This window comes from Bacteroidales bacterium, assembly GCA_013314715.1.
Lineage (GTDB): Bacteria > Bacteroidota > Bacteroidia > Bacteroidales > GWA2-32-17 > Ch61.
Genome location: JABUFC010000003.1, coordinates 36,430 through 61,807 on the forward strand (window position 1 = coordinate 36,430; position 25,378 = coordinate 61,807).

General features: G+C 33.7%; 21 protein-coding genes. 14 read left to right on the forward strand and 7 right to left on the reverse strand.

Features of this window, described 5'->3' with window-relative positions; translation table 11 throughout:
- The 3 genes from HPY79_01165 to yidC are packed head-to-tail and all read right to left on the reverse strand — an operon-like array spanning window position 1 to window position 3,397.
- The gene (locus HPY79_01165) at window positions 1–741 is read right to left on the reverse strand and encodes a menaquinone biosynthesis protein (protein NSW44426.1); all 741 of its coding nucleotides are present in this window, start codon (window positions 739–741) and stop codon (window positions 1–3) included.
- A complete protein-coding gene (locus tag HPY79_01170; protein ID NSW44427.1) occupies window positions 734–1,519 on the reverse strand; it encodes an EI24 domain-containing protein in 786 nt (261 codons plus the stop codon). Before HPY79_01170 ends, HPY79_01165 begins: the two co-directional genes overlap by 8 nt.
- Before the next feature lie 3 nt (window positions 1,520–1,522).
- Window positions 1,523–3,397: a membrane protein insertase YidC gene (gene yidC / locus HPY79_01175; protein NSW44428.1), complete on the reverse strand. Its 1,875-nt coding sequence runs from the start codon at window positions 3,395–3,397 to the stop codon at window positions 1,523–1,525.
- Window positions 3,398–3,545: 148 nt separating this feature from the next.
- Here yidC and eno point away from each other — a divergent pair, with 148 nt between their 5' ends.
- The 9 genes from eno to HPY79_01220 all read left to right on the forward strand — a co-directional run bounded on the left by eno (window position 3,546) and on the right by HPY79_01220 (window position 16,204).
- Complete coding sequence (gene eno / locus HPY79_01180; GenBank protein NSW44429.1) at window positions 3,546–4,832, forward strand: phosphopyruvate hydratase; 1,287 nt, start codon at window positions 3,546–3,548, stop codon at window positions 4,830–4,832.
- A gap of 6 nt (window positions 4,833–4,838) precedes the next feature.
- Window positions 4,839–6,683 carry a menaquinone biosynthesis decarboxylase gene (locus tag HPY79_01185; GenBank protein NSW44430.1) on the forward strand — a complete coding sequence of 615 codons (1,845 nt, stop codon included), beginning with the start codon at window positions 4,839–4,841 and terminating at the stop codon, window positions 6,681–6,683.
- A 34-nt stretch (window positions 6,684–6,717) separates the two neighbouring features.
- The gene (locus HPY79_01190) at window positions 6,718–10,050 is read left to right on the forward strand and encodes a SpoIIE family protein phosphatase (protein ID NSW44431.1); all 3,333 of its coding nucleotides are present in this window, start codon (window positions 6,718–6,720) and stop codon (window positions 10,048–10,050) included.
- Between the two features lie 2 nt (window positions 10,051–10,052).
- On the forward strand, window positions 10,053–10,700 hold the full coding sequence (locus tag HPY79_01195; protein NSW44432.1) for a hypothetical protein: 648 nt from the start codon (window positions 10,053–10,055) through the stop codon (window positions 10,698–10,700).
- Window positions 10,697–11,539: a hypothetical protein gene (locus HPY79_01200; protein NSW44433.1), complete on the forward strand. Its 843-nt coding sequence runs from the start codon at window positions 10,697–10,699 to the stop codon at window positions 11,537–11,539. Before HPY79_01195 ends, HPY79_01200 begins: the two co-directional genes overlap by 4 nt.
- Window positions 11,540–11,545: 6 nt before the next feature.
- Window positions 11,546–13,222, forward strand: coding sequence for an energy-dependent translational throttle protein EttA (gene ettA / locus HPY79_01205; GenBank protein ID NSW44434.1), 1,677 nt, complete (start codon window positions 11,546–11,548; stop codon window positions 13,220–13,222).
- Window positions 13,223–13,294: 72 nt separating this feature from the next.
- Window positions 13,295–13,840, forward strand: a complete 546-nt coding sequence (locus HPY79_01210; protein NSW44435.1) for an ankyrin repeat domain-containing protein — start codon at window positions 13,295–13,297, stop codon at window positions 13,838–13,840.
- A gap of 5 nt (window positions 13,841–13,845) precedes the next feature.
- Window positions 13,846–15,228, forward strand: coding sequence for a histidine--tRNA ligase (locus HPY79_01215; protein ID NSW44436.1), 1,383 nt, complete (start codon window positions 13,846–13,848; stop codon window positions 15,226–15,228).
- Entirely contained in the window at window positions 15,215–16,204 is a 990-nt protein-coding gene (locus HPY79_01220) for a thioredoxin fold domain-containing protein (protein ID NSW44437.1), read from the forward strand. The genes HPY79_01215 and HPY79_01220 overlap by 14 nt, the downstream gene beginning before the upstream one ends.
- Before the next feature lie 76 nt (window positions 16,205–16,280).
- Here HPY79_01220 and HPY79_01225 read toward each other — a convergent pair whose 3' ends face one another.
- Both HPY79_01225 and HPY79_01230 read right to left on the reverse strand, forming a co-directional pair.
- The gene (locus tag HPY79_01225; protein NSW44438.1) at window positions 16,281–17,135 is read right to left on the reverse strand and encodes a class I SAM-dependent methyltransferase; all 855 of its coding nucleotides are present in this window, start codon (window positions 17,133–17,135) and stop codon (window positions 16,281–16,283) included.
- The gene (locus HPY79_01230) at window positions 17,135–18,553 is read right to left on the reverse strand and encodes an aldehyde dehydrogenase family protein (GenBank protein ID NSW44439.1); all 1,419 of its coding nucleotides are present in this window, start codon (window positions 18,551–18,553) and stop codon (window positions 17,135–17,137) included. The genes HPY79_01225 and HPY79_01230 overlap by 1 nt, the downstream gene beginning before the upstream one ends.
- Window positions 18,554–18,809: 256 nt before the next feature.
- Here HPY79_01230 and HPY79_01235 point away from each other — a divergent pair, with 256 nt between their 5' ends.
- Window positions 18,810–19,325 (forward strand): hypothetical protein, encoded by a 516-nt coding sequence (locus HPY79_01235; GenBank protein NSW44440.1) that lies wholly within the window; start codon window positions 18,810–18,812, stop codon window positions 19,323–19,325.
- A gap of 151 nt (window positions 19,326–19,476) precedes the next feature.
- Here HPY79_01235 and HPY79_01240 read toward each other — a convergent pair whose 3' ends face one another.
- Both HPY79_01240 and HPY79_01245 read right to left on the reverse strand, forming a co-directional pair.
- Complete coding sequence (locus tag HPY79_01240) at window positions 19,477–20,646, reverse strand: beta-aspartyl-peptidase (protein NSW44441.1); 1,170 nt, start codon at window positions 20,644–20,646, stop codon at window positions 19,477–19,479.
- Window positions 20,647–20,663: 17 nt separating this feature from the next.
- Window positions 20,664–22,556, reverse strand: coding sequence for an acetate--CoA ligase family protein (locus tag HPY79_01245; protein NSW44442.1), 1,893 nt, complete (start codon window positions 22,554–22,556; stop codon window positions 20,664–20,666).
- Window positions 22,557–22,682: 126 nt separating this feature from the next.
- Between HPY79_01245 and HPY79_01250 the strand changes: the two genes are divergently transcribed.
- Genes HPY79_01250 through HPY79_01265 form a run of 4 tightly spaced genes read left to right on the forward strand, consistent with a single transcriptional unit; the run spans window position 22,683 to window position 25,361 of the window.
- Complete coding sequence (locus HPY79_01250; GenBank protein NSW44443.1) at window positions 22,683–23,201, forward strand: DUF177 domain-containing protein; 519 nt, start codon at window positions 22,683–22,685, stop codon at window positions 23,199–23,201.
- Window positions 23,202–23,214: 13 nt separating this feature from the next.
- Window positions 23,215–23,400 carry a 50S ribosomal protein L32 gene (rpmF, locus tag HPY79_01255; protein ID NSW44444.1) on the forward strand — a complete coding sequence of 62 codons (186 nt, stop codon included), beginning with the start codon at window positions 23,215–23,217 and terminating at the stop codon, window positions 23,398–23,400.
- Window positions 23,401–23,415: 15 nt separating this feature from the next.
- Window positions 23,416–24,351, forward strand: a complete 936-nt coding sequence (gene plsX, locus HPY79_01260; GenBank protein ID NSW44445.1) for a phosphate acyltransferase PlsX — start codon at window positions 23,416–23,418, stop codon at window positions 24,349–24,351.
- 11 nt (window positions 24,352–24,362) lie between these two features.
- Window positions 24,363–25,361 carry a ketoacyl-ACP synthase III gene (locus tag HPY79_01265; protein ID NSW44446.1) on the forward strand — a complete coding sequence of 333 codons (999 nt, stop codon included), beginning with the start codon at window positions 24,363–24,365 and terminating at the stop codon, window positions 25,359–25,361.
- The last annotated feature ends 17 nt before the right edge of the window (window positions 25,362–25,378 follow it).

Here is a 25,378-nt window from a genome sequence, read left to right on the forward strand (position 1 = left end):
CTATATTTTTTTTGCTAATTGATAGAAGGCTTTTAAGCCTTCTATTTTTTTTTCATCAAAATGAAAGCTTATGTTAAAGTTTAAGTATTCATATAATGCTTGGTTAAAATTTGTATATTGAACCAAACTTTCTTTTTTATGTTCAACACCCCATTTTAAAGAGTCAATAAATTTTTTTAACCATTGATGGTCTATTGGGCTAGTTTTTACCCAGTAAGCAAAAACAAAAGGTAAATTGGTGAAAGCGACCCATGCTTGTGCTAAATCTGTTTTAAACAAAAATTTGTTTTCTAAGTATAACGCTCTATCGCCAATAATGAGTCCTGCTGTATTGCCGTTTATTTCTTGTTCAAAATCACTTTGAGTTGCAATAAAAGTTACTTCTTTTTTCCAAAAGTAATGAAATAATATTTTTAGTAGTTTGATAGATGTAGTCGATTGATAATCGAGAAGAATTGTTTTTATGTTTTCAATGGGCACTTGCGAAAACAACATAACCGACCTTACGTTTTGAGTAGCGCCAATACAATAGCCTGGTATTGTAATTGATTCGTCAAAATCTGAAATAGCTCCAGAGGGCATCAAAACAACTTCTGCTTCTTTATTATGAAAAGCTCGTGAGCATAAAGATGGGTATATTTTGTTTAAACTAAATTCATGAGGGTTAAATATACCCGATTGTTCAATTCCATAGATAAATGGATATGTATTAATATACGATACAGCAGCAATTTTATTCATTTAAAACAATGTTTTCGACCGAGAAGGTAGCAGCAACAACTAAGAAAATTGCAACAAATGGCGCCAAAAAATTGCCCAATACGGGTATGATATAAGCTAAATAAAACAACATGCCTAAACCTAATGCTAATCCTTTATTTTTACGTATAATGGCGATGCTTTGTGCAATTGATAGGCCTTTACGCTCAAATGAATAATCGAGAAAAGAAAATCCAAAAAAATATGCATTGATAAAGAAAATAATAATGGCTGCAAAAGGCGAAAGTATCCAACCAATGATAGGGATAAAACTTAAAATTAGCACAAGTATTGTAAGTAATAGTTGAATACCCATGTTTCGTATAGAAAGTAACAAACTCCGTCCAACTTGTTGCATCCAAATGCTTACAGAAAAAGGATAAGTTTTGTTGTTAGTAATTTTTTCGGTTTTCTCAGATATATATGACAATAGAGGAGATAAGATTATTAAAATAATGTAACCACTTAAAAAGAAAAAAATAAAGAAAAACAGTAATTTGAAAAGTATAAACAAAATGCCACGCAGCAAGTAACTTAATAGGTTATAAAACCATCCACTGTCTGAGTTGTTTTGAAGCTGACTTAAAAAGTGATTCGAAATATAATGATAAGTTGAGTCGCCAATTAATACAGTAATGATAAACAATAAGATAAACAACAATAAAGGGACAAACAAAAATACTCCAAAATGTTTAAAAGTAAACGGGATTGCTTTAAAAAATGAGTCTATGCTTTTAGAAATTCCATCGAATAGGCTCATATATTATCGTTTTTTATTCATTTGTTGACGTTGACGAGCCATTTCTTCTAATCGTTCTTGAAAGCGACTTTTTTTAACAGGTTTCTTTTTGTTTTCGTTTATTTGTGCTAATAGTTTTTCTTCATTAACAAAGCGACGTATAAGATACATTTGTCCAAATGTAATAACATTGGCTAAAAAGTAATAGTAGCTTAAACCAGCAGAATAGTTGTTGAAAATAAATAAGAACATAATCGGCATCATGTATGAAATAATTTTCATGCTGGGCATGGCAGTATTTTGAGGATTTAATTTATTTTGTTGATAAGTATAAATAATAGTGCTTATAGTCATTAGTAAGCAGAAAAGGCTCATGTGGTCGCCATAGAAGGGAACGTTAAAGCCAAAATCCCAAATTGAATCATATGACGATAAATCGGTTGCCCATAAAAAGGGTTGTTGTCTTAATTCAAACGATGTAGGAAAGAATTTAAACATTGCAAATAATATAGGTAATTGGAGCAGCATGGGTAAGCAGCCACCCATAGGATTAACGCCTGCTTTTTTATATAGTGCCATTGTAGCTTGTTGACGTTCTAGCGGTTTGTCTTTAGGAATTTTGGCATTAATTTCATCTACTTGAGGTTTTAGTACCCTCATTTTGGCGGTTGCTAAATATGATTTATAGGTTAAAGGGAAAAGTATGATTTTAATGAGAATGGTGAGTAAGAGTATAATAATACCATAACTGCCAATATAATTGTCGAAAAAGTTGAAAACAGGAATCACAATAAAACGATTAATCCAACCAAATATACCCCATCCAAGTGGAATAAGTTTTTCTAAATCGGGTATATTTTGATCTTTCAGCGTATGAAAATGATTGGGACCAAAATAAAATACATAATCTTTCGATTCTAAAGATTTGGCTTCATAACTAAGTGTAAGTTCGGAATTAAATTCTTTTAAAATGCGAGGGTTAGTACCATTATAAATTTTAGATTCAACGGTTGCGCTCGAAAAGGCTTCTTTTGCCATTAATACTGAGCTAAAAAATTGTTGTTTATAGGCAACCCATTTAACTTTTGTAGTTAAGTCTTCTTTTGAGTCGCTTGTTTCGCTTAAGTAATCTACTTCATCTGCGTCGTATTTATAGTAAATAGTAGAATTTGATTTTTCAAAGTCAGCATTTTTTTCAAATTGATGTGCATACATTTTCCAGTCTAAGACCATGTAATCGAGCTTGTTGCCGGTTATTTCGTTAAAGTTCTTAGATTGTATTGTAAAATTGAGTTTGTACGAATTGGGTTCTAGTTGGTAAATAAAATCGATATATTTATTAGAATCGGCTTCTAAACGGAACGTTATTTTTTGAGCTTTGTCTTTAACTTCAATTATCGAATCGTTGGTTAACGCTTTAAAATAAAAGTTTTGTGTTTGAATATTACGGTTTTGAGCAAAAAAGTTTAATCCAAAAATAGTTGAATCGCCTTGCCATAAAATAATTGGAAGTGAGTCGTATGTTTTATATTCTTTTAGAATTATTTGATAAGGGCATCCTCCCTTATTGGTAAATATTATCTTGAGTTTATTATTTTCGAGTGTATAGAGTGTTGTGTCGCCTAAAGCTGCTTTGCTTAGCAAACCATATTTTTCTGTTAATTCTTTTTTTAAAAGTGTGTCGGGTTTTGAAATAGTGTCAGTAGCTTTGAATTCTTGGTTAAGAAGTGTTTGTTTTTTTTGAGCCACTTGAGCCAACGAATCTTTAATAACTTGCTCAATGGAATCTTTTCGATGTTGTGCTTTTGCTAGTTCTTCTTCCGAAGGTTTATTTATAATTCCAAATACAACAAAAATAGCAAAAATTAAGAAAATTCCTATAATGGTATTTCTATCCATAGATACGTTTTTTTAAGAGGGCAAACGTACGCAATTATTTGCTATTTTCAAAATGGTTTCTTAAGAATAGTTTTGAACTTATTATTAACGATTAGAGGATTCTTTTTTTTATCTAACATTTTATGTATTTTTACAAAAACAATATTTTATGGGATATATAGCACAAATTCATGCAAGACAAATCTTAGATTCGAGGGGTATTCCAACTATCGAAGCCGAAGTTTATACCGATAGAGGTATTATAGCACGAGCTAGTGTGCCCAGCGGTAGTAGCAATGGAAAATATGAAGCTTCTGAATTACGTGATCAGGATAAAGGTCGTTTTTTAGGAAAAGGTGTTACAAAGGCTATTTATAATATAAATAAAGCCATAAACGATGAGTTAAAAGGGCAGTATATAACCAATCAGGTGGCAATAGATATGATAATGAACCAGCTAGATGGTACCGACAATAAATCCAATCTAGGGGCTAATGCGATTTTGGCTGTTTCGATGGCTGTTGCACGTGCAGGAGCAATGACCACCAATCAACCGTTATATCGTTATTTGGGAGGTGTAAATGCCAATATGTTACCTATTCCTATGTTGAATATGATTTCGGGTGGAGTTAATGCCAATAACGATATTGATATTCAAGATATAATGATTTTACCGCTTACCGCTAATACTTTTACAGATGCTTATCGGGTGGGGGTAGAAATTTATTTTTATTTACAAGAATTATTGCAAAAAGAAGGTTATTGGTTGCAAGTATCGCTCGATGGCGGACTCGCTCCTAATCTTGAGTCAAATGAAAAAGCATTGGATTTAGTAGTAGAAGCTATAAAAAAATCAAACCATAAACCAGGCGAAGATGTCGCTATTGCACTCGATTTTGCAGCTAGTCATTTTTATCAAGCTGAAAACGATTCCTATAAATTAAAAAAGGAAAATCGCGTTTTAAATAAACAAGAATGGTTAAAATATTGCATTGAGCTTATAAAGAAATATCCTATCATTGCTATTGAAGACCCTTTAAGTCAAGACGATTGGCAAACATGGAAAGCATTAAGCGATGCCCTTGCTGATAATATCCTTTTAATTGGCGACGATTTATTTGTTACCAATACCGAACGTTTTATTCAAGGTATTACTAATAATGTAGCCAATGGCATTTCTATTAAATTAAATCAGATTGGCACTGTTACTGAAGCTTTAAATACAATACAACTAGCGACTAATTATGGTTACTATCCGGTAATAAGCCACCGAAGTGGTGAAACCGAAGATACTTTTATTGCTGAACTTTGTATTGCTACCAATTCTGGTATTTTAAGAAGTGGTGCTCCTTGTAGAATGGAAAGAGTTGCTAAATACAACCAAATACTTCGTATTGAAGAAAATTTAGGAGGTTCGTCTAATTATCACGGGCAATTTTTTAAATATCGCAGGTAATCTTATATGCAACATTTTATTGAACTTTTAAGGGGAAAAGGCGAGTTGATAGAAATATCAGAATATGTAAACCCCGAACTTGAAATAACCGAGATAGTCGATCGTTTATCAAAATCAAATACTAATAAAGCTTTACTTTTTACAAATAATGGTACTTCATTTCCTTTGCTAATCAATGCTTTTGGTACCGAACAGCGTATAGCATATGCTTTACATGCTAATTCCTTATACGAAGTTGAAGAAAATATTCAAAGCTTATTTCAAATACTAAAGCCACCAAAAACAATTAAAGATAAGTGGTCATTGATATTAAAATTAGCAAAAATAGGCTCATATATGCCAAAATTTATTAAACGTAAAGGCAAATGCCAACAGGTTGTGCATTTTAATCCTGATTTGAATATTTTACCTATACTAAAATGTTGGCCACACGATGGAGGGAAATTTATTACCTTACCGTTAGTACATACTAAAGATGCTATTGATGGTAAAAGAAATGTCGGTATGTATCGTATGCAAGTGTTTTCTAATAATACAACAGGCATGCATTGGCATATTCATAAAACGGGGGCTCTACATTTTGATGAATATAAAAAGCAAGGCAAAAAAATACCTGTGGCAGTTTGCTTAGGAGGCGATCCTGTTTATACTTATTGTGCAACAGCACCATTACCAGAGGGAATAGATGAGTATATACTTGCTGGTTTATTGCGTAAAAAAAAGGTAAAACTTGTTAGGTGCCTTACTCAGAATATTGAAGTACCAGAAGATGCCGATATAGTGATAGAAGGTTATATAGACCCAAACGAACCTTTGGCAAACGAAGGACCATTTGGAGATCATACCGGTTTTTATTCATTAACTGGGTTATATCCAATATTTCATATAACGGCTATAACTCATAAAAAAGATGCTATTTATCCTGCTACTATTGTAGGCATTCCACCTCAAGAAGATTACGGGTTTATTAAAGCATCGGAGCGTATTTTTTTACAATTTCTAAAAAATACTTTATTGCCCGAAATTATTGATATGCGAATGCCAGCATATGGAGTAGCTCATAATTTGGTACTAACTCAAATAAAACCACGTTATCCTCAACACGCTGCAAAAGTTGCTCATGCATTGTGGGGGATAGGTCAAATGATGCTTAATAAAATATTAATTATTACCAATGAACCAATAGATTTACCTGAAAAGTTGTTTAAAAAAATAATAACTTTAGAAAGTTGGGCAGATAGAATTCAATTGTCATTTGGACCTTTAGATGTTCTTGAACATTCGGGCTTAAAGCCAACCGAAGGAGGAAAAATGTTTTTCGATGCGGTATTCAATCATTCAACTCAGTTTACAGAAAATATGAATATTGAAAATATTGTTTTTAGTTATAAGCCTATTTATACTAACTTTTTAAGCTATGGAATTTTGATTTTATTTGTTGAACCCGAATTTGATGTTTTTAAACATTCTATATTTAATGAATTAAAACAAATAAATCGTAAAGAAGTTAGAGTTTTTTTAGTTGATAAAAATCTCGAAGGGCTCGATTGGTCATATATTGCATGGCATTTTATGGCCAATTTCGATCCTTCTGTCGATTTTAATATAATAGAAAATAAAATTTTAATATTTAATGGATCAATAAAAATAAATAATCAAAGAATAACACCAAATACTACTATAAGCAATAAAGAAACTATTGATATAATAGACAAAAAATGGTCATCTTTGCTTCCATTATCATTTATAAAATCTCCTTCATTAATACTTAAAAAGCTTAACTATGGAGATGGATATTTAGCAAGTTTAAATAAAAATGAAAGTAACCATAATTCTGAATTAAAAAAATAACTATTTTAGCATAGAAATTTGTGAGTACTATTGAATGAAAATTTGTTGTTATATTTTATTGATATGTTGGCTATTAGCGGTATCTTCTTATGCTCAAAATAATGGTTATTCGTATGAGTATTATACTGTAGATAGGGGACTGTCTCAAAGTTCTGTTAATTGTATATATCAAGATAAAAAAGGTTTTTTATGGATTGGTACGCAAGATGGCTTAAATATGTTTGATGGATATAGTTTCACTGTTTATCAACATAATCCGCTCGATACCAATACCATATCAGCAAACTGGGTATATTCTATCGACGAAGACGATAACGGCATTATTTGGGTTGGAACACAAAATGGATTGAATGCTTTTAATCCTAAAACAAATCAATTTAAACATTACTCAACATCAAAAAAAGCCAATGTAAACGAAGAAATATTTGCTGTCTTAGTTGGTAGTGATGGTTTTATTTGGTTTAAAACATCGCAAACGCTTTATAAACTAGATCCAACAACAAATAAAATTGATAAATTCGATTTACCTCAGGATTTTTTTATAAATAACAAATCAGATAAAGGATTTCCAATATTGGAAGATGACGAAGGTATTTGGTTAGGCGCAGCCAATGGTTTGTTCTACTTTATTAAAAAATTAGAAGTATTTAAACCTTACAAGCATATCGAAGAAGATCCCAATTCTTTATCAAATAATTTTATTACTGGTTTATGCTTTGATGATAATGGAAATTTATGGATAGGAACGCAAAATGGATTAAATAAATTAGATAAAAAAAAGAATCGCTTTGTTCGTTATTTTTCTGACGAAAAGAATCCAAAACAAGGTCCTTCATCTAATAATATATCATCTGTTTGCAAAAGTAGTAATAATATTTTGTGGATAGGTACCTTTGGAGGAGGTTTGAGTGCATACGATTTTACAACCAAACAATTTTATCATTATAAACACGAAGATGGAAACAATAATTCATTAGCATACGATTATGTTCTATCACTTTATGAAGATCGGTCGCTTAATTTATGGATAGGTTTAGATGCTAATGGATTAAATAAAATTGACTTAAAGCCACAAAAATTTAAAACATATATTTCTTCAAAAGGAAAAGATGGTCTTCACTTTAGTTCAGATAACATTGCATCGGTATATTTAGAAAATGATTCCACTCTTTGGATAGGTACATGGGAAAATGGCTTAAATATTTTTAATAGAAATGCGAATACAATAAAAATAATCACCACCGAAACAACCCCTGCCATAATTGGTAATAATGTTCATAGTATATATGCCGATAGTCATGGCTTAATTTGGATAGGTACTAAATCGGGTATTTCAATATACGATAAAAAAACAAAAAAATTTATTGACTTAGATAATTACTTTAATATCGAATTAAATGTTAAACTAAAGGGAGTTAGAATTTACAACATTACCGAAGATTATAAAGGTAATATATGGATTGCTACGCGTAATGGATTGCATCGTTTTAATTTTGATAGCAAGACAGTGAATACCTTTACTTCGAATTTAAACGATAGCTTATCCTTGTATAACAATACCGTTGTTTGTGTTGCTTGCGATAGAAGTGGATTTGTTTGGATAGGTACGCAAACAGGCTTAAATCGTTATGACTATAATACCAACAAATGTTTTCGAATAGGATATAATAAATCAAAAAAGCCAATTCCAGGAACAACAAGAACGTATTATGTGCCAAGTAACCCCTATATATACCATATTATTGAAGATATGTTTGATGAAAATATAATATGGGTTGGAACGGGTTCTGGACTTGACAAATTTAATAAAAGAGCCAATACATTTGAGTATTATACAATAGATGATGGCTTACCTAATGGAACAATATATGAACTCATACAAGATAAGAATGGTAATTTGTGGATGAGTACCAACAGAGGACTTGCTTTTTTTGATGTATCTAAGAAATATTTTACTGCCTTCGATCCCGAAGATGGAATTCAAGGTTTAGAATTTAATAATGGTGCTTCATTTATCGCTTCGAATGGCGAAATATTTTTTGGTGGAATTAACGGCTTAACTAGTTTTAATCCCAATAATCAAAGAAACAACCCATTTATTCCGAATGTGGTGTTTACGTATTTTGAAAAAAGCAACTCAAAAGGTAAAAGAACGCATCAAAATTTATACGACGAAAATACAGTAGTATTTAGTTATGACGATCATTCAATAACTTTTTGGTTTGCTGCATTAGAATTTACAAACCCCAAAAAGAACTCATTTAAGTATTGGATTGAAGGCTTAATGAACGATTGGGTTTATATTGGGAATAAAAATTTTATCGATATTGGTATTCTACCACCGGGTGAATATATACTTCATATTAAAGGTAGCAACAATAATGGTGTTTGGAATGAACAAGAAGCAAATATTAAAATAATAGTTAAACCTCCACTTTATAAAACTATTTGGGCATTTATTATTTATGCTTTGATTCTGGGAGGCATCATTTTCTTATATGTTCGTTCACGAACCAAAAAATTACAAGAGGCCAACGAAGCACTACGCCAAAAGCAGCTTATATCACTCGAAATTGCTCGACAAAAAGAAGAACTTAGTGTTAAAAACAAAAATATTACCGATAGTATTAATTACGCCAAACGAATTCAGGAAGCCTTACTCCCATCTGAATATCTGTTTAGAAAATTATTGCCCGATTCATTTATTTTATATAAACCTCGCGATATCGTTAGTGGCGATTTTTATTGGATAACCGAAAAAGAAAGTAAAATCTTTGTTGCTGCGGTCGATTGTACAGGACATGGAGTGCCAGGAGCTTTTATGAGTATTATTGGTTATGACTTACTTAAAAATATTACACGCGAACAAAATGTTGAAGACCCTGCCGAAATACTTAATTTACTTAATTTAGGAGTTGCCGATACTTTTAGTAAGCAATCTACCGATTACGAAATTAAAGACGGTATGGACGTTAGCTTAGTTGTTATCGATAGAGTTAATAAACAATTACATTATGCTGGAGCCTTTAATCCAATGTACCTGATAAGAAATAAAGAATTGATTGAAATAAAAGGTAACCGATTTGCTATTGGAAAAATTGAAGGAAATGAAAATAAGCGTTTTGATGTACATACGCTCGAATATGAAAATAACGATATGATTTATTTATTCTCTGATGGATATGCCGATCAAATTGGAGGTCCATTTCAAAAGAAATTCAAATTTCGTCGTTTTCAACACCTTTTAGTATCCGTTCATAATTTACCCCTTGCTAAACAAAAAGATTTTCTTAATGAAACATTTGAAACATGGAAGGGACAAATGGAACAGGTAGATGATATTTTAATTATTGGAATCAGAATGTAATCATGGCTGTTATTGTTCTTTTTTTATCGTTGATATCTTATTCTGTGTTTGGACAAAACGATACAAGTAAAACTTTTGTTTTAACTCCTAATGCTGTATTAAAAGACGGAGTTTATTTTTCGTATGACCGATTTTTAAAACAACAACCTCTTCCGTTTGTTAAAATTTTAAATTACGAAAACTACACCGATAAAGAATCTTTTTTTAAACAGAAAAATATACAAATATTAGACGAATACGGTATTGCTAAAACCATCGATACTCGTACCATTTGGGGATATGTTTTAAATAATGTGCTATTTGTAAATTATAACAAGGATTTTTATCGAGTATCTTACTTGGGAACAATATCACACTTTTTAGCAACACAAACGGTAAGAAATTATGCTACACCTTACGACCCTTATTATGGATATTATTCGCCCTATCCGATGCAAACATACGAAACAACAAATATTACCCAAAATATCATTGATTTTAAAACGGGTAAGATATATCCTTTTTCTCCAGAAGCGATGTTGGCTTTAATGGCTGACGATAACGAACTATTTAACGAATACAACGCACTCAAAAAAAAGAAAAAAAAAGAAATGATTTTTTATTATTTGCGAAAATATAATGATAAACATCCTTTAATTCTCTACAAATGAAAAAGATTTATATAATATATTGTTTATTTTTTCTAACCGAGCATACTTTTGCACAGTTCGAAGTGCCTACTGCCGATGTAATACATAATTTTTTTAAAACCAAAACTTGTTTTATTATTGACGATAATCCTTTTTCGGAAACTAATATTCAATTAAAATCAGCAGCCCAAAAATTCTGGAAATTAACACCTTTTGAGTTTATTAATGTAGAAGAATTTGAAAAACGTAAAAAATCAAATAATTATTCGTTTGTTTCTGTTGACGATGTTTACTTTGATTCAGATAAAAACGCTACAAAGTATAAATTTCTTTGTGTGTATTTAGGTGGAAATTATAAAAACGAAAGCACAATGCCACAGTTATGTACTATCCCACTTGCTTATGCCGAACAAGAAGAAAATGAATATGCCTATAAATTAGGTACACTATTGTTATTTGTACAAAATCATATCGAGTTAGTAAAAAATAATCCAAACCTAAAAAAAACTAATATCATTGATTATTATAACAACAACAAAGGTAAGCTTCAAAACAAAACATTATATTTAAATGCCAATGAAGTTGAAAAAAAAATTAACCATCAAGCATCGTTCAAGCAAATATATCCATATCCTTTTAAGTTTGTAAGTCAAGATGATATTGAAAAAGCCATTGACGAAAAAGCTTCCGATGTTGTATTTTTACATAAAGTCGGACCTGGGAAAAAGCATGGTTACCGTACTTATCAAATTATATTAGGCACAGCCGATGCCAATATTTATTTTTACGACTATCATACCGTCGACGAAAATAATCCTGATGTGTTATTGGAAAAAGAAGTTAAAAAAATGGTAAAATAATCAGTTATGGCCGATGATAAAAAAATAATCTTTTCGATGGTGGGAGTGAATAAAATATATCCTCCTCACAAACAAGTTTTAAAAAATATCTATTTAAGCTTTTTTTATGGAGCCAAAATAGGAATTATTGGTCTTAATGGAAGTGGAAAATCATCACTATTGAAGATTATTGCTGGTGTTGATACTTCGTTTCAGGGCGAGGTTGTTTTTTCGCCAGGTTATTCGGTTGGTTATTTAGAACAAGAACCCAAATTAGACCCTCATAAAACAGTAAAAGAAATTGTTGAAGAAGGGGTACAAGAAGTTGTTGATTTATTAAAAGAATATGAGCAACTAAATATGCGATTTAGCGAACCTATGTCCGATGACGAAATGAATAAGCTTCTTGAAAGGCAAGGCGAGCTAACAGAGCTTATAGAGCAGCACGAAGGTTGGGAATTAGATAGCAAGCTCGAACGTGCTATGGATGCCTTACGATGTCCAGCCCCCGATACACCCGTATCGGTTTTAAGTGGTGGCGAGGCACGTAGAGTTGCATTGTGCCGTTTATTACTTAAAGAACCCGATGTGCTTCTGCTCGATGAGCCTACTAATCACCTCGATGCAGAATCTGTACAATGGCTCGAAATGCATTTGCAACAGTACAAAGGAACGGTAATAGCAGTAACACACGATCGTTATTTTCTCGACAATGTGGCGGGGTGGATTCTTGAACTCGATAGAGGCGAAGGAATACCATGGAAAGGAAATTATTCATCATGGTTAGAGCAGAAGGCTCGACGCCTTGAACAAGAAGAAAAGGCAGCAAGTAAACGCATGAAAACACTAGAACGTGAGTTAGAATGGGTGCGAATGTCGCCCAAGGCACGCCAAGCAAAACCCAAAGCCCGTTTGGCCGCCTACGAAAAACTCATGGACGAAGATATTAAACAACGCGAAGAACGTCTTGAAATATTTATACCCAATGGACCTCGATTAGGCTCAAAAGTTATTGAATTTAAAAATGTTTCGAAAGCTTTTAATGATACAATATTATTCGAGAATTTATCATTCGATTTGCCACCAGCGGGTATAGTTGGAGTTATTGGACCCAATGGTGCCGGTAAAACTACATTGTTTAGAATGATAATGGGATTAGAAAAACCAACAACCGGCGAAATTATTATTGGCGACACGGTTAAAGTGGGCTATGTCGACCAAACGCACCAAGCTATTGATCCAGATAAAACAGTATTTCAGGTAATTTCGGGCGATAGCGAATGGATTAATGTTTCGGGTAAACAAATAAATGCAAGAGCTTATGTAGCTCGCTTTAATTTTAGTGGGGCAGACCAAGAAAAAAAATGTGGGGTTCTTTCAGGAGGTGAGCGAAATCGATTACATTTAGCCTTAACATTAAAATCAGAAGCAAATGTGTTGTTACTTGACGAACCTACCAACGATATTGACATTAATACCTTACGTGCATTAGAAGAAGGCTTGGAAAATTTTGCCGGCTGCGCTGTTATTATTTCCCACGACCGATGGTTTTTAGATAGAGTAGCTACGCATATTTTAGCATTCGAAGGCGATTCGCAGGTATATTATTTCGAAGGAACTTATTCCGAATATCTCGAAAATAAGAAAAAAAGACTTGGCGATGAAGGTCCAAAAAGAATTAAATATAAAAAGTTGATAAAGTAAAATAACCATGATAGAATTTTTATTCCGTTATTTTTATATGAAGCTTAATTAAAAAATTAAAAATAATTACAGATGAAAACAGTTATTTTGATATTTACAATATTATTGTTGCAATCGCCTCCTGAGCTTGTTGATAAGTTAGTAACAGCAGCAGCTAATGGCGATATTTCTAAAGTATCGACTATATTAAAAAAAGGTGTCGATATTAATGCCAAAAACAGAGCTCGTTGGAATGCCTTGGGCTATGCTTGTAAATATGGACACATCGATGTTGTAAAATTTTTGGTTCAAAAAGGAGCCAATGTTAATGAGCAAATAAATACGGGTTCTACCCCTTTAGCGGTAGCATTACTCGAAGGTCATTTCGATATAGCTTCTTATTTAATTGAAAATAAGGCTGATGTAAATATACCCGATTTAATGGGTATGAGTCCTCTTATGTGGGCGGTTAAGGCAAATCAATTAAAAATGGTTGAATTTTTAGTGAAGTATGGAGCTAAAGTAAATGATGTAAATCAGAATGGACGTTCGGTATTAGATCTTGCTACCGATGAATCCATTCGTAAATATTTAATATCAAAAGGAGCAAAAACTAGTAGTGATTTATTGAAACAGTGATATTTATGGCAGAGTCAATAGCAATACCCAAAGGGACAAGAGACTTTTTACCCGAACAAGTATTAAAACGAAATTATATTTTCAATACCCTTCAATCAATTTTCATTCGATATGGATTTGTGCCAATCGAAACACCTGCAATGGAACAGCTTTCTACTTTAATGGGAAAATATGGCGAAGAAGGCGATAAGTTGTTGTTTAAAATTTTGAATTCGGGCGACTTTTTATCAGATGTTTCTGAGCAAGATATTCTAAATAAAAATTTACCGTCGTTAGCAGCCAAAATTTGCGAAAAGGGCTTACGCTACGATTTAACAGTACCATTTGCTCGTTTTGTCGTAATGCATCGCAACGAAATTACATTCCCGTTTAAACGTTTTCAGATACAACCAGTTTGGCGAGCCGATCGGCCACAAAAAGGTCGTTATCGTGAATTTTACCAATGCGATGTGGATATTATTGGAAGCCCTTCATTGATGAATGAAGTAGAATTGTTGCTTATAATTAATGAAGCCTTTGAACAATTAAATTTAAAAGTTAAAGTATTACTCAATAATCGAAAAATATTGTTGGGTATTGCTGATCGCTTACAAATGACGGAACGTTTTTTTGAGTTTTCGGCAATACTAGATAAACTAGATAAAGTTGGAGTTGAGAAAGTATTCGAAGAATTAAGGATATTGGGAATTTCTGAAAATAATTTGAATGCTCTACATTTATTTTTAAATCAAAGCGATCAAGCTTTGTCGGCTATAGATAAATTAAATTTGGCTGAACAATTCATTCAAAGTGAGATAGGACAGAAGGGAATTCAAGAGATGCGATTTTTGCTTGAGAAGGCTTCAGTTTTAGATTTAAAAACTGAAATTCATTTCGACTTTTTATTAGCTCGTGGATTAAATTATTATACCGGTACAATACTTGAAGTTAAGTCAACCGAAGTTCCTATGGGAAGTATATGCGGTGGAGGGCGCTATGATAATCTGACGGGCATTTTTGGGATGCCCGATGTTTCGGGAGTGGGTATGTCGTTTGGCGCTGACCGTATTTACGATGTACTTGAAAATCTTCAACGTTTTCCAAAGAATTTATTACAAACAGTAAAATTATTCGTAACAAACTTCATCCCCGAAATTGAAAACGAACTGTTGCAACTTTGCCTCGAATTGCGAAAAAAACAAATTGCACTTGAGTTGTTCCCCGATAGTTCTGTGAAACTAAAAAAACAACTTACCATTGCAAGTCAAAAAAAGATTCCTTTTGCACTTATTGTGGGGGATAACGAAATAAAACAAAAGCTATATACATTGAAAAATATGCTTAACGGCGAACAAAAAACACTCGATTTTAATGAACTCATAAGTCTATTTACCAATGATGAACAATAAACTATTTTCAGTACTATTAAGTATTCTATTAACATTAAACTTATTTGCTCAAAACGAGCATTTAAAATGGTATTCGTTAAAAGAAGCGATTGAATTAAACAAAAAACAACCCCGTAAATTTATTATTGACATGTACACCGACTGGTGTGGTTGGTGCAAAAAAATGGAAGCCGAAACTTTTCAGCACCCTGCCATAGCCAATTATATACAAAATAATTTTTATCCTGTAAAATTTAATGCCGAAACTCATGATACAATTGAGTTTAAAGGGAAAAAATATACTAATTCGGGTACCACTTATCGTTCACCTCATAGTTTGGCAATTGAGCTTATGAATAACAAAATGTCGTATCCAACGATAGTATATTTAGACGAAGAATTAAATCTTATTAGTGCCGTACCTGGTTATATGAATGCCGCTGATATTGAACCTGTATTAATTTTTTTCTCTCGAAATTTATACAAAATTTACCCTTTCGAAAATTTTAAAGCCGATTTTAATAAAACTTTTAAAGACTCTACCTTTAAAGAACATGTTCAATGGAAAACATTTGCAGAAGGACTGAAAAGCAATAAAAAGAAAATTATTTTTTTAACTCATTATGGTTGTATTGATTGCAATATAATGCTAAAAGCATCATTGCAACACGATACAATTGCAAATTATTTGAATCATAATTTTTCATGCATACAGTTTAATATTTTAACGAACGATACAATTGATTTTAATGGCACAAAATATTATTTCAATTCAAATCAATATCCATTTCATCAATTAGCGGTTGCACTTACCAACGGACAAATTAACTTGCCTCAAATGGTTTTTCTTAACGAACAAAATCAATTATTATCGCTTGTTCCAGGTTTTTTTCCAACAAAAAATTTCGAAATGTTAATTCACTTCTTCAACGAAGAAGCTTTTAAAAAAATGTCGTGGGAAAATTATGTAAAACAATTTAAATCGAATATCCCATAACATTTTTGTGTTTGTCCCAAGTAGTTAAGTTCGATAAAATGCTCGATTTTATAAACTTTTGATAATAGCAAAAAGATTACATGAGTTTATCGAAGGGTTTTATAATCGAGTCTTGTCTGAAGTCTATCTCGTTTAGTTCCGATTTTTTTTGTAAAATGACGAAAGTATGTTTGTTTAATAGATTTTTAACCGCAATATTCATGTTCAATTGTTCTTGATATACTTTCTTTTTCATACTAAGATCGATGTTTTTGTGTTTCTTTAAATTACGGAAGTAGCGTAAATACGAACTTATCCAAATAAATGGGTAGAGAAAAGGAAAAAGTACTAACGAACCTTTGCTCAAACGCATATATTTCATTTCTTTAATGTCAAAACCGGCAAGTTTTGCTAATATTCGTAATTTCTGATTCCCTATTAAAAAAATATGTCCGTAATAAATATTTTTTGTTAGCGATTGGTCCGACATCCAAATATCGTCTATTTCATTGGGAGGCATTTGTTTGCTGGTTTCGCTTTCGAATAGTAAATAGCTCCAGCGGGCTGCAAGATTCGAGTATGAGGGAGTTGTAATAATTAATTGCCCGTTGGGTTTAAGAATACGGTTAAATTCTTTAAGCGATTTTAGTTGATCGCTAAAATGTTCAATTCCTTCTTGGCAAATTACCATATCGGCAGTCGCATTTTCGATGGGTAGGGGGTGGTCAATATCGGCACGGCTACATTTTACACGGTCAAACATAAAATACTCGGGAAAAAGGTCAAAGGCCATGACTTTTGCACCGTATTCATAAAGAATTTTTGATGTAACGCCATTGCCGGCTGGTAAATCAACTACCACTTTGTCTTTAAAGCTGTCTTTAATAGAATCAAAGTATTTTTTTACATAATACTTTGGACTTTTAGGATTGTGAATGTATTCGTCTATCATTATTTAGGTTTTACTAATATTTTGGGTTCCATCATTTCGTAAATGGCATATTTTACTCCTTCGCGTCCAAAACCACTGTCTTTAATGCCTCCATAGGGCATATGATCTACTCTAAAAGTGGGTACATCGTTGATTATCACTCCACCTGCTTCGATATGTTCAAAGGCATAATTCATTTCGTCGATGGCATTGGTAAACACTCCTGCCTGGAGACCATAAGGGCTGTCGTTAATTTGTTCGATGGCTTGTTTAAAATTATCGTAGGGTTCTATGTTTACAATAGGTCCAAATACTTCTAAGCCGCATACTTTCATGCTACTTTGAGTGTTAGTTAATACGGTTGGTTCTACCACACTTCCATGGCGTTTGCCACCGCAAGCAATGCGAGCTCCTTGTGAAACAGCTTCGTTTATCCAAGCCTCAACTCGTATAGCATTTTCTTCGTCTATCATGGCCGAAATATCGGTATCGGGGTCTAAAACATGACCAATTTTTAATTTAGAAGCTGCTGTACAGAATGGTTCTAAAAATGAATTAAAAATAGAGCGATGAACATAAATGCGTTGAGTGTGAATACAAATTTGTCCTGAATATGAAAATGCACCTGTTAAGCATTTCTGCAAAGCTAAATCAATGGGGGCGGTGGGGGTTACTATGACACCGGCATTGCCTCCCAGTTCAAGGGTGATTTTCTTTTTACCGGCTTGGCTTTTCATTTTCCATCCTACTTCAGGCGAACCTGTAAAAGTGAGCATTTGTATGCGTGGGTCTTCGACCAACTGCTGACCGGCAATTCGATCCATAGGTAGTACCGAAAATGCTCCTTTGGGGAGTTCGGTTTTGTCGATGATTTTAGCTAATTCTAACGTAGAAATGGGCGTAGAGCGGGCTGGCTTAATAATAATGCAGTTGCCTGAGGCGATGGCAGGAGCTATTTTATGGGCAGCCAAATTGAGTGGGAAATTAAAAGGCACAATGCCAGCAATGATTCCCAACGGAAAATAACGGACAATAGCTTCTTTGCCTAAACCCGCAGCAGTCCAATCTATCGACAAATATTCGGAAGGTAAACGTTTACTTTCTTCGGCTGCTATAATGAAGGTTTGAATTCCTCGGTCTATTTCGCCTAAAGCATATTTAATGGGTTTACATGCTTCTAATGCCAAAAGCTCGGCTAAACGGCTGCGCTCTTGTTTTAGCTCGTGGGCTATTTGCATCAAAATTTCGTATCGCTTAAACGAAGGTAATTGTTTCATCACTTCGCGGGCAACCATAGCTTGCCGAATGGCTTTTTCAAGTTCGTTTTTAGAAGCTAAAAAAGTTGTTGCAACTACTTCGTTTGTATATGAATTTCTAATAGTTAATGGTTCGGAGGTACGAACAAAATCTCCTCCCGCATAGATGGCATATGTTTCCATAATAATTTATGATAGACGATTGCCCAAAGATAATGGTTATATTTGAAAATATTTACTACAAGCTTAGCTATTTCATTTTGTTTTGCTCACCCAAAACAAAAAGAATGTTTTCAGCTTCAATCAAAAATAATAAAAATAAACTTTTGTAATTAATCAAAAAATATTGCAAAAGTATGACAAAAGTCATAGTTTATTTTTATCGTAATTTGTTATATTTGTATTAGTAGTAAATGTTTAATTTTAAAAATCAAATGTTATGAAAAAAATTATTCTTTTACTTGGTTTTATTGGTATTTATGTTAGTTCATTTTCACAATTTTCATTAAATGGTGACTTTGTTATAGGAACTAAGTTTAAAGGTTCGCCCAACATTGGCTTATCTGGAGTATTAATGAAAGAAATTGATAATGGTTTTTGTGCAGGTGGTTTATTGGGATTACAATTTTATACGGGTTCTGGCATATCTTCATTTAGAATTCCAGTTATGGCAGAAGCAAGATATTTTGTAAGTGGAGGAACAGATGGATTTTATCCGCTTGCCAATCTAGGCTTTGTACATGAAGAAAGTAAAACAAAGGGATTAATAGAAATTAAACTGTCAACTACAAATTTTGCTTTTGCTTTAGGTGCTGGAGTTAAATTTGGTAATACAGATTTTTCATTCCGATACGAAAATATTCAATACTCATTTGGACATGGCGAAGTTTTTGATTTCAAATTAGGTTTTTGGCTCGGCGAAAGTGGTGGTAAAGGTCATAAAAGACGTAGATAATAACATGGTTTACATTTAAAAAAATTAAGGCTAATGAGTAGTAAATTCAAATTTCTGCGAATATTGAAATAAATGCTAACCCTAATTTAAAAATAAAAGAGGCTAACTCAAATAGGAGATAGCCTCTTTTTTTGTGATACATTATTATATATTATTTTTCGTAGCTACCTTTTTTTAGTATTTGAGCGTCTTTCATCATAAATTTGCCCATTGCCATTACGTGGTAAATGCGTTGGTTGTCGATGAAAACCAAATCGGCATCTTTACCAACTGCTATGCGGCCTTTCTGATGCAATTTAAGAATGTCGGCAGGGTTAGAAGTCAGCACCTTAAGAGCTATTTCGAGAGGTACACCTTCTTGGTTAACGGCATCCATCAATTCGCGGAAATTGGCAGATGGCAAGCCCATTTCGAGTTTTATCAAGTTGCCGTTTTCGTCGAATCCCGGAAGCGAACCGCAAGCATCCGAAGTAAAGGTTATTTTTTCGATGGGGATTCCTGCTTCTAGAAGCATAGGGATACATTTCGATGGTTTTACTTCGTATTCGGGGAAGTACGGATACGAACTGGTTGTAATATCGATATATCCACCGCGTTTTGCAAATTCTTTTGCCGATTCGAGGGTGTAATCGTTGCGGTTGCAATGTGTTGGGAAGAATTGGGTTAATTTAAGCATTCCATGGCTACGTTCAATAACCTCGTACATGGGTTGAAAAGGTTCTTGCTGGTCGCCTAAGTGAATATTTACAATACCGGCTTTACTTCCTAACATGCCGCCAACGCGTGCATGTTCTACTAAGCGGAGCAATTCGTCGGTATTGGGCCACGATGACCGATGGTCGCTAAGTGCGATTTCGCCAACGCCAATCACTTCGTCGATAAGGGCAATATCGCGACCTACATCGCCGGTAATGGTTGGTGTAGGTATTTGGTACGAACCGGTATAAATCCAGCTCGAAACTCCTTCGGCACGTAAGCCTTTAGCTTTCATCAATACCGATTCAACGGTGCGGGTCATGCCATCGGTACCAAGGCAACCAATAACGGTAGTAACACCAGCTTCGACCAACATACTCAATTGCAATTCGGGGGTGCGTGTAGATGGTCCGCCTTCGCCACCCGCACCTGCAATGTGTACGTGAGCATCTATAAATCCGGGAACAGCTTTTAAACCCTCAGCTGAAATTACTTCGCAATCATAACCAGTAGGAGCTTCTAAATTATCGCCTACGGCTAAAATTTTGCCGCCGCCTACTAAAATGTCTTTTCTGCCAATAAATTCGGGTGCATAAACATCGGCATTTTTAAATAATGTAAACATAGTTCATCGTTTTATAGTTAAACATCGTATTTCTTTAAAAGTTTTTCCATTTCGTCAGTAACCAATTGTGCTAATACTTTATCTTTTTCGTCTTCAGAATAAAATGTAAAGCGGTCTATTTCATCATCGTTTCTATAAACAATACCCTTATCTTCTTCGAGAACAATCAGTAAACCATCTTTTAGTAGTTGTTCTTGTAAAACCTTTTCTTCGGAATAACTAGGTTCGTCGAGAATAACAATATCGGCTCCTTGATGTAGAATACCGTAGTCGTAAATGTCGTCTTTAGTATGTTGGAAAATGGCAATGTTTACTTCGGGGTTACGTAAAATAATTTTAACGTTTTGATCGTGTTCAGGGTTTTTGTAAAAATATTCATTATTAAAAAATACACCCTCATCGCTTAACGATCCAACAAATATTTTGCTATATTCATCATTAAGCATAGTTACCATTTTTTCAACCCTGGCTTGTGGAAGATAATTGCCGACGATGATGGGAATTCTGCCCTTTGTTTTTTCGTCAAAGTGTGAAAGCATTATATGACGAGGGACGTCGATACTTCCACCATATGCAGGCGCAAGGTGCATAAATACACCGGGTCCGGCATTAATTTCGATAATTCCGAAATTTCCTTCACGCCAAGATTTTGATATATCTTGAGCAAGTACATCTATTCCTAAGCATTTAACTTTAAAATAGCGTGCAATGTTTTCAACTAATTTAACATTGTCGGGGTGAATTTTAGAAGTTACGTTAATAGAAACTCCACCTGCCGAAATATTAGCAACTCGTCGAAGGGTGATTTTTTCGCCTTCGGCAGGAATGTAGTTTAAATCTTTGTGCTGAATAGCAAGAAAGTCTTTAAGGTTGTCATCGATCTTAATTTTGCATAGTGGCGAACGCGCATTGTCTAATCTAATTTCTTTAGCATTTTCTATTTCAATCAGTTTTTCGATAGTGTCTTTGCCATTCCCTTCGACATATGCGGGAACACGTTCGAGTGCAGCAATAAACTTACCACCAACGGCTAATAAACGATGATCGGTACCGTAAATTTGTTGTTGTACTAAAGCACCTTCGAATGGAACTCCCTGTTCTTCGGCAAGTGTTACTATTTGTCTAAATGCCTTAATAGCTTCTTCAACACTTTCTATACCTGTTGTAACTCCTTGACCTTTATGTCCGGCAACAGGTTTAACTGCCACAGGGAATCCTAATTTTTGAGCTTCGGCTGCTACTTCTTCTTCCGAAAAGCAGTTAACTCCTTGCGGGGTTGGAAATCCACACATCATCAGAAAATCGCCTACCATGTCTTTAAACATAGTAAATTCGGTGTCTTTTATACCATCGTTGTGGAAAGTGGTAGAGCGTCCACGTAATTGTTTAACTCCATAGCCCCATTGAAATTGATTTTCTTCGTATAGATAAAAAACAGGAATATCGAGTTTTATGCCCGCTTCGATAAGTGAATAAAGGGTAGGTCCACCAAATAACGACCTGTCGAAACGAGCTTGTAAGTTAGCAAATTGTTCTTTAAAAGGGTAGTGGCTTTTATTTTCGATAGCTTGAAACCATTCACTTACAAGATAAGCAGCTGCTTTAGTAGTACTTTTATCTAAATATTCAACCGCTATAACATATTCATCGCCATCGGTAGATATACTATAATGTTGAATAAACAAATCAATATCCATTTTAAGAACAGCCATTAGTGTTTCGGCAAATAAATCGACTACGTCGGAGTGTTTTTTATTTTTTAGTAAAGGAAATTCTTTATATACTTCTTCTACAAAATCGTTAATCGAACTTTTGCTCGAGATATAAACATTAAAAACGCAGGCTGGCTTATTTAAATAATAGCTTGGTCCTGTGTAAAAATAGAATTTTGATAGTTGAAAATTACTCATAAATATGAAAGTTTAAAATTTTTAGAGGGTAAAATTAAGTTAAAAAAATGGAATTAACGTTACTAAAATAAAAAATCTTTGGCTATAAAAAATAATTTCTATACCTTTGCGAAAATTTTTTTGTAGGTGAGTAAACAGAATGATTATATTGTTCCAATTGTCGGCACAAAAGACGGTTTGCACCAATTTGACTATGAAATTGATGCATCGTTTTTGAAACAATTTAATTATTCTGAGGTGATGGATATTCATGCTCATGTGCATGTAAGTCTATACAAATCGAATCGTTTATTTGATATAAGCCTTTCTATCAATGGCGAACTGCTCGTAGAATGCGATCGTTGTTTAGACGAATTTACAATGTCCATTGCATTTAATCATCATATTATTATTAAAGTAGAAGATAACGTTACCGACGAGAACGAAGATGTAGTATTTATGCCCGAATCTTCTACTGAAATAGATTTAGCGCCTTATGTTTTCGAAACGGTTGTTTTTTCGATACCCATGCGAAAAGTACATCCCGACGATATGCAAGGTAAAAGCCAGTGCAACCAAGAAATGATAACTAAGTTAAATCAATATTTAATAAACGATACTCCCATCGATCCACGTTGGGAATCTTTAAAAGGATTGTTGAATTAAAAAATTATAGAAAATGCCACATCCAAAGAGAAAACACTCGAAACAGAGAAGAGACAAAAGAAGAACTCATTACAAAGCTTCTTTACCAACTTTAGCAACTTGTTCCAATTGCGGTGCAACTATTGTTTATCATCATGTTTGCCCAGAATGCGGTTTTTATCGCGGTAAAAAAGCAATTGAGAAAGAAGTAACTGCTTAAGTTAGTTAAAGTACAATGAGGCTAGGGATAGACATTATGGGGGGTGATTATGCTCCCCAAGTTCCTATGCAAGGAACAATAATGGCTTTAGAGCATTTACCCAGCAATATCAAAATGGTATTGTTTGGCGATGCTGCTTTTATTGAGTCATATTTAAAAGACAATGGGATACGTGATCCCCGTATCGAAATTGTTCCAACTACAGAAGTTATCGAGATGCACGAATCGCCGGCACAAGCATTTCTTCAAAAACATAATTCGTCGATAAGTGTTGGCTTTCAATATCTTAAAGACGATAAAATTGATAATTTTGCTAGTGCTGGGAGTACTGGAGCTATGATGGTGGGTGCTATGCAGGTGATAAAAGTAATAGAAGGCATAAATCGCCCATGCATTGCTTCGTTGGTGCCTAAACCCGATGGCAATTATTCTATCATTGCTGATGTTGGATTAAATCCCGATGCTAAGCCTGATGTTTTAAATCAATATGCTATTATAGCGAGCAAATATGCACAATTTGTTTTAGGTGTTGAAAAACCAAAAGTAGCATTGTTAAATATTGGCTCAGAACCCGAAAAAGGAAATTTATTAGCCAAAGCTACTTACGAGTTAATGAAAGAAAATAAAGAAATTAATTTTATCGGCAATGTTGAAGGATTCGATGTCTTGAAAAATAAAGCCGATGTTATTATTACCGATGGATTTGTTGGAAATATTGTGCTTAAAATGGCAGAGGGCTTTTATTCGGCAATGAAAAAAAGAAATATTCAAGACGAATACTTACAAAAATTTAATTTTGAAAATTATGGAGGCACTCCTGTTTTAGGAGTTAATAAGCCTATCATTATTGGTCATGGGGCTTCTACCCCAAAAGCTATAATGAATATGATTATACATACTTATAAGGTGACTAAAGCAGAATTAGTAGAAAAATTAAAAGAAGCTTTTTAAATATTGTTTCAATGAGTAAGATTAATGCTGTTATTACAGGTGTAGGAGCTTATGTTCCTGAATATATTTTAACCAATGAAGAGCTAAGTCGCATGGTAGATACAAGCGACGAATGGATAATGACTCGAATTGGTATAAAAGAACGTCATATTCTTAAAGAACAAGGCAAAGGAGCAAGTGATTTAGGCACAGAAGCGGTAAAACAAGTGCTTGCAAAAACAAATACCAAACCCGAAGAAATAGATTTGTTGATTTGTGCTACCGTTACACCCGATATGCAATTTCCTGCTACTGCCAATATTATTTGCGATAAAGTAGGCATAAAAAATGCTTTTAGTTACGATATAAATGCAGGATGTAGTGGTTTTTTATATTCTCTTGCTACGGCAGCAAAATTTGTAGAAAGTGGTAAGTTTAAAAAAGTAATTGTGGTAGGGGCCGAAAAAATGTCGTCTATTGTTGATTATACCGATAGAACTACGTGCCCAATTTTTGGCGATGGTTCGGGTGCTGTTTTATTAGAACCTACTACCGACGAATTTGGCATTATGGATGAAATACTCCAATCGGATGGAGTAGGTCGTGTACACCTTCACCAAAAAGCGGGAGGATCTCTAAAACCTGCTAGTTTTGAAACGGTTGCCGCACGCGAGCATTTTATTTATCAAGAAGGACAACCTGTTTTCAAATGGGCAGTTTCTAAAATGGCAGATGTTAGCGTTGAAATAATGAAACGCAATAATATTACTCCCGAAACATTAGCATGGCTTGTACCCCATCAAGCCAATATGCGTATTATTGAAGCTACTGCTAATCGTATGGGAATAAGTAAAGATCAGGTTATGATTAATATTGAGCGTTATGGTAACACTACATCGGCTACTATTCCGCTTTGTTTATATGAATGGGAACCTAAACTTAAAAAAGGCGATAATATTATTTTAGCAGCTTTTGGTGCTGGATTTACATGGGGAGCTATTTATTTGAAATGGGGATATAATGGGAAATAATAATTTTTAATATAATT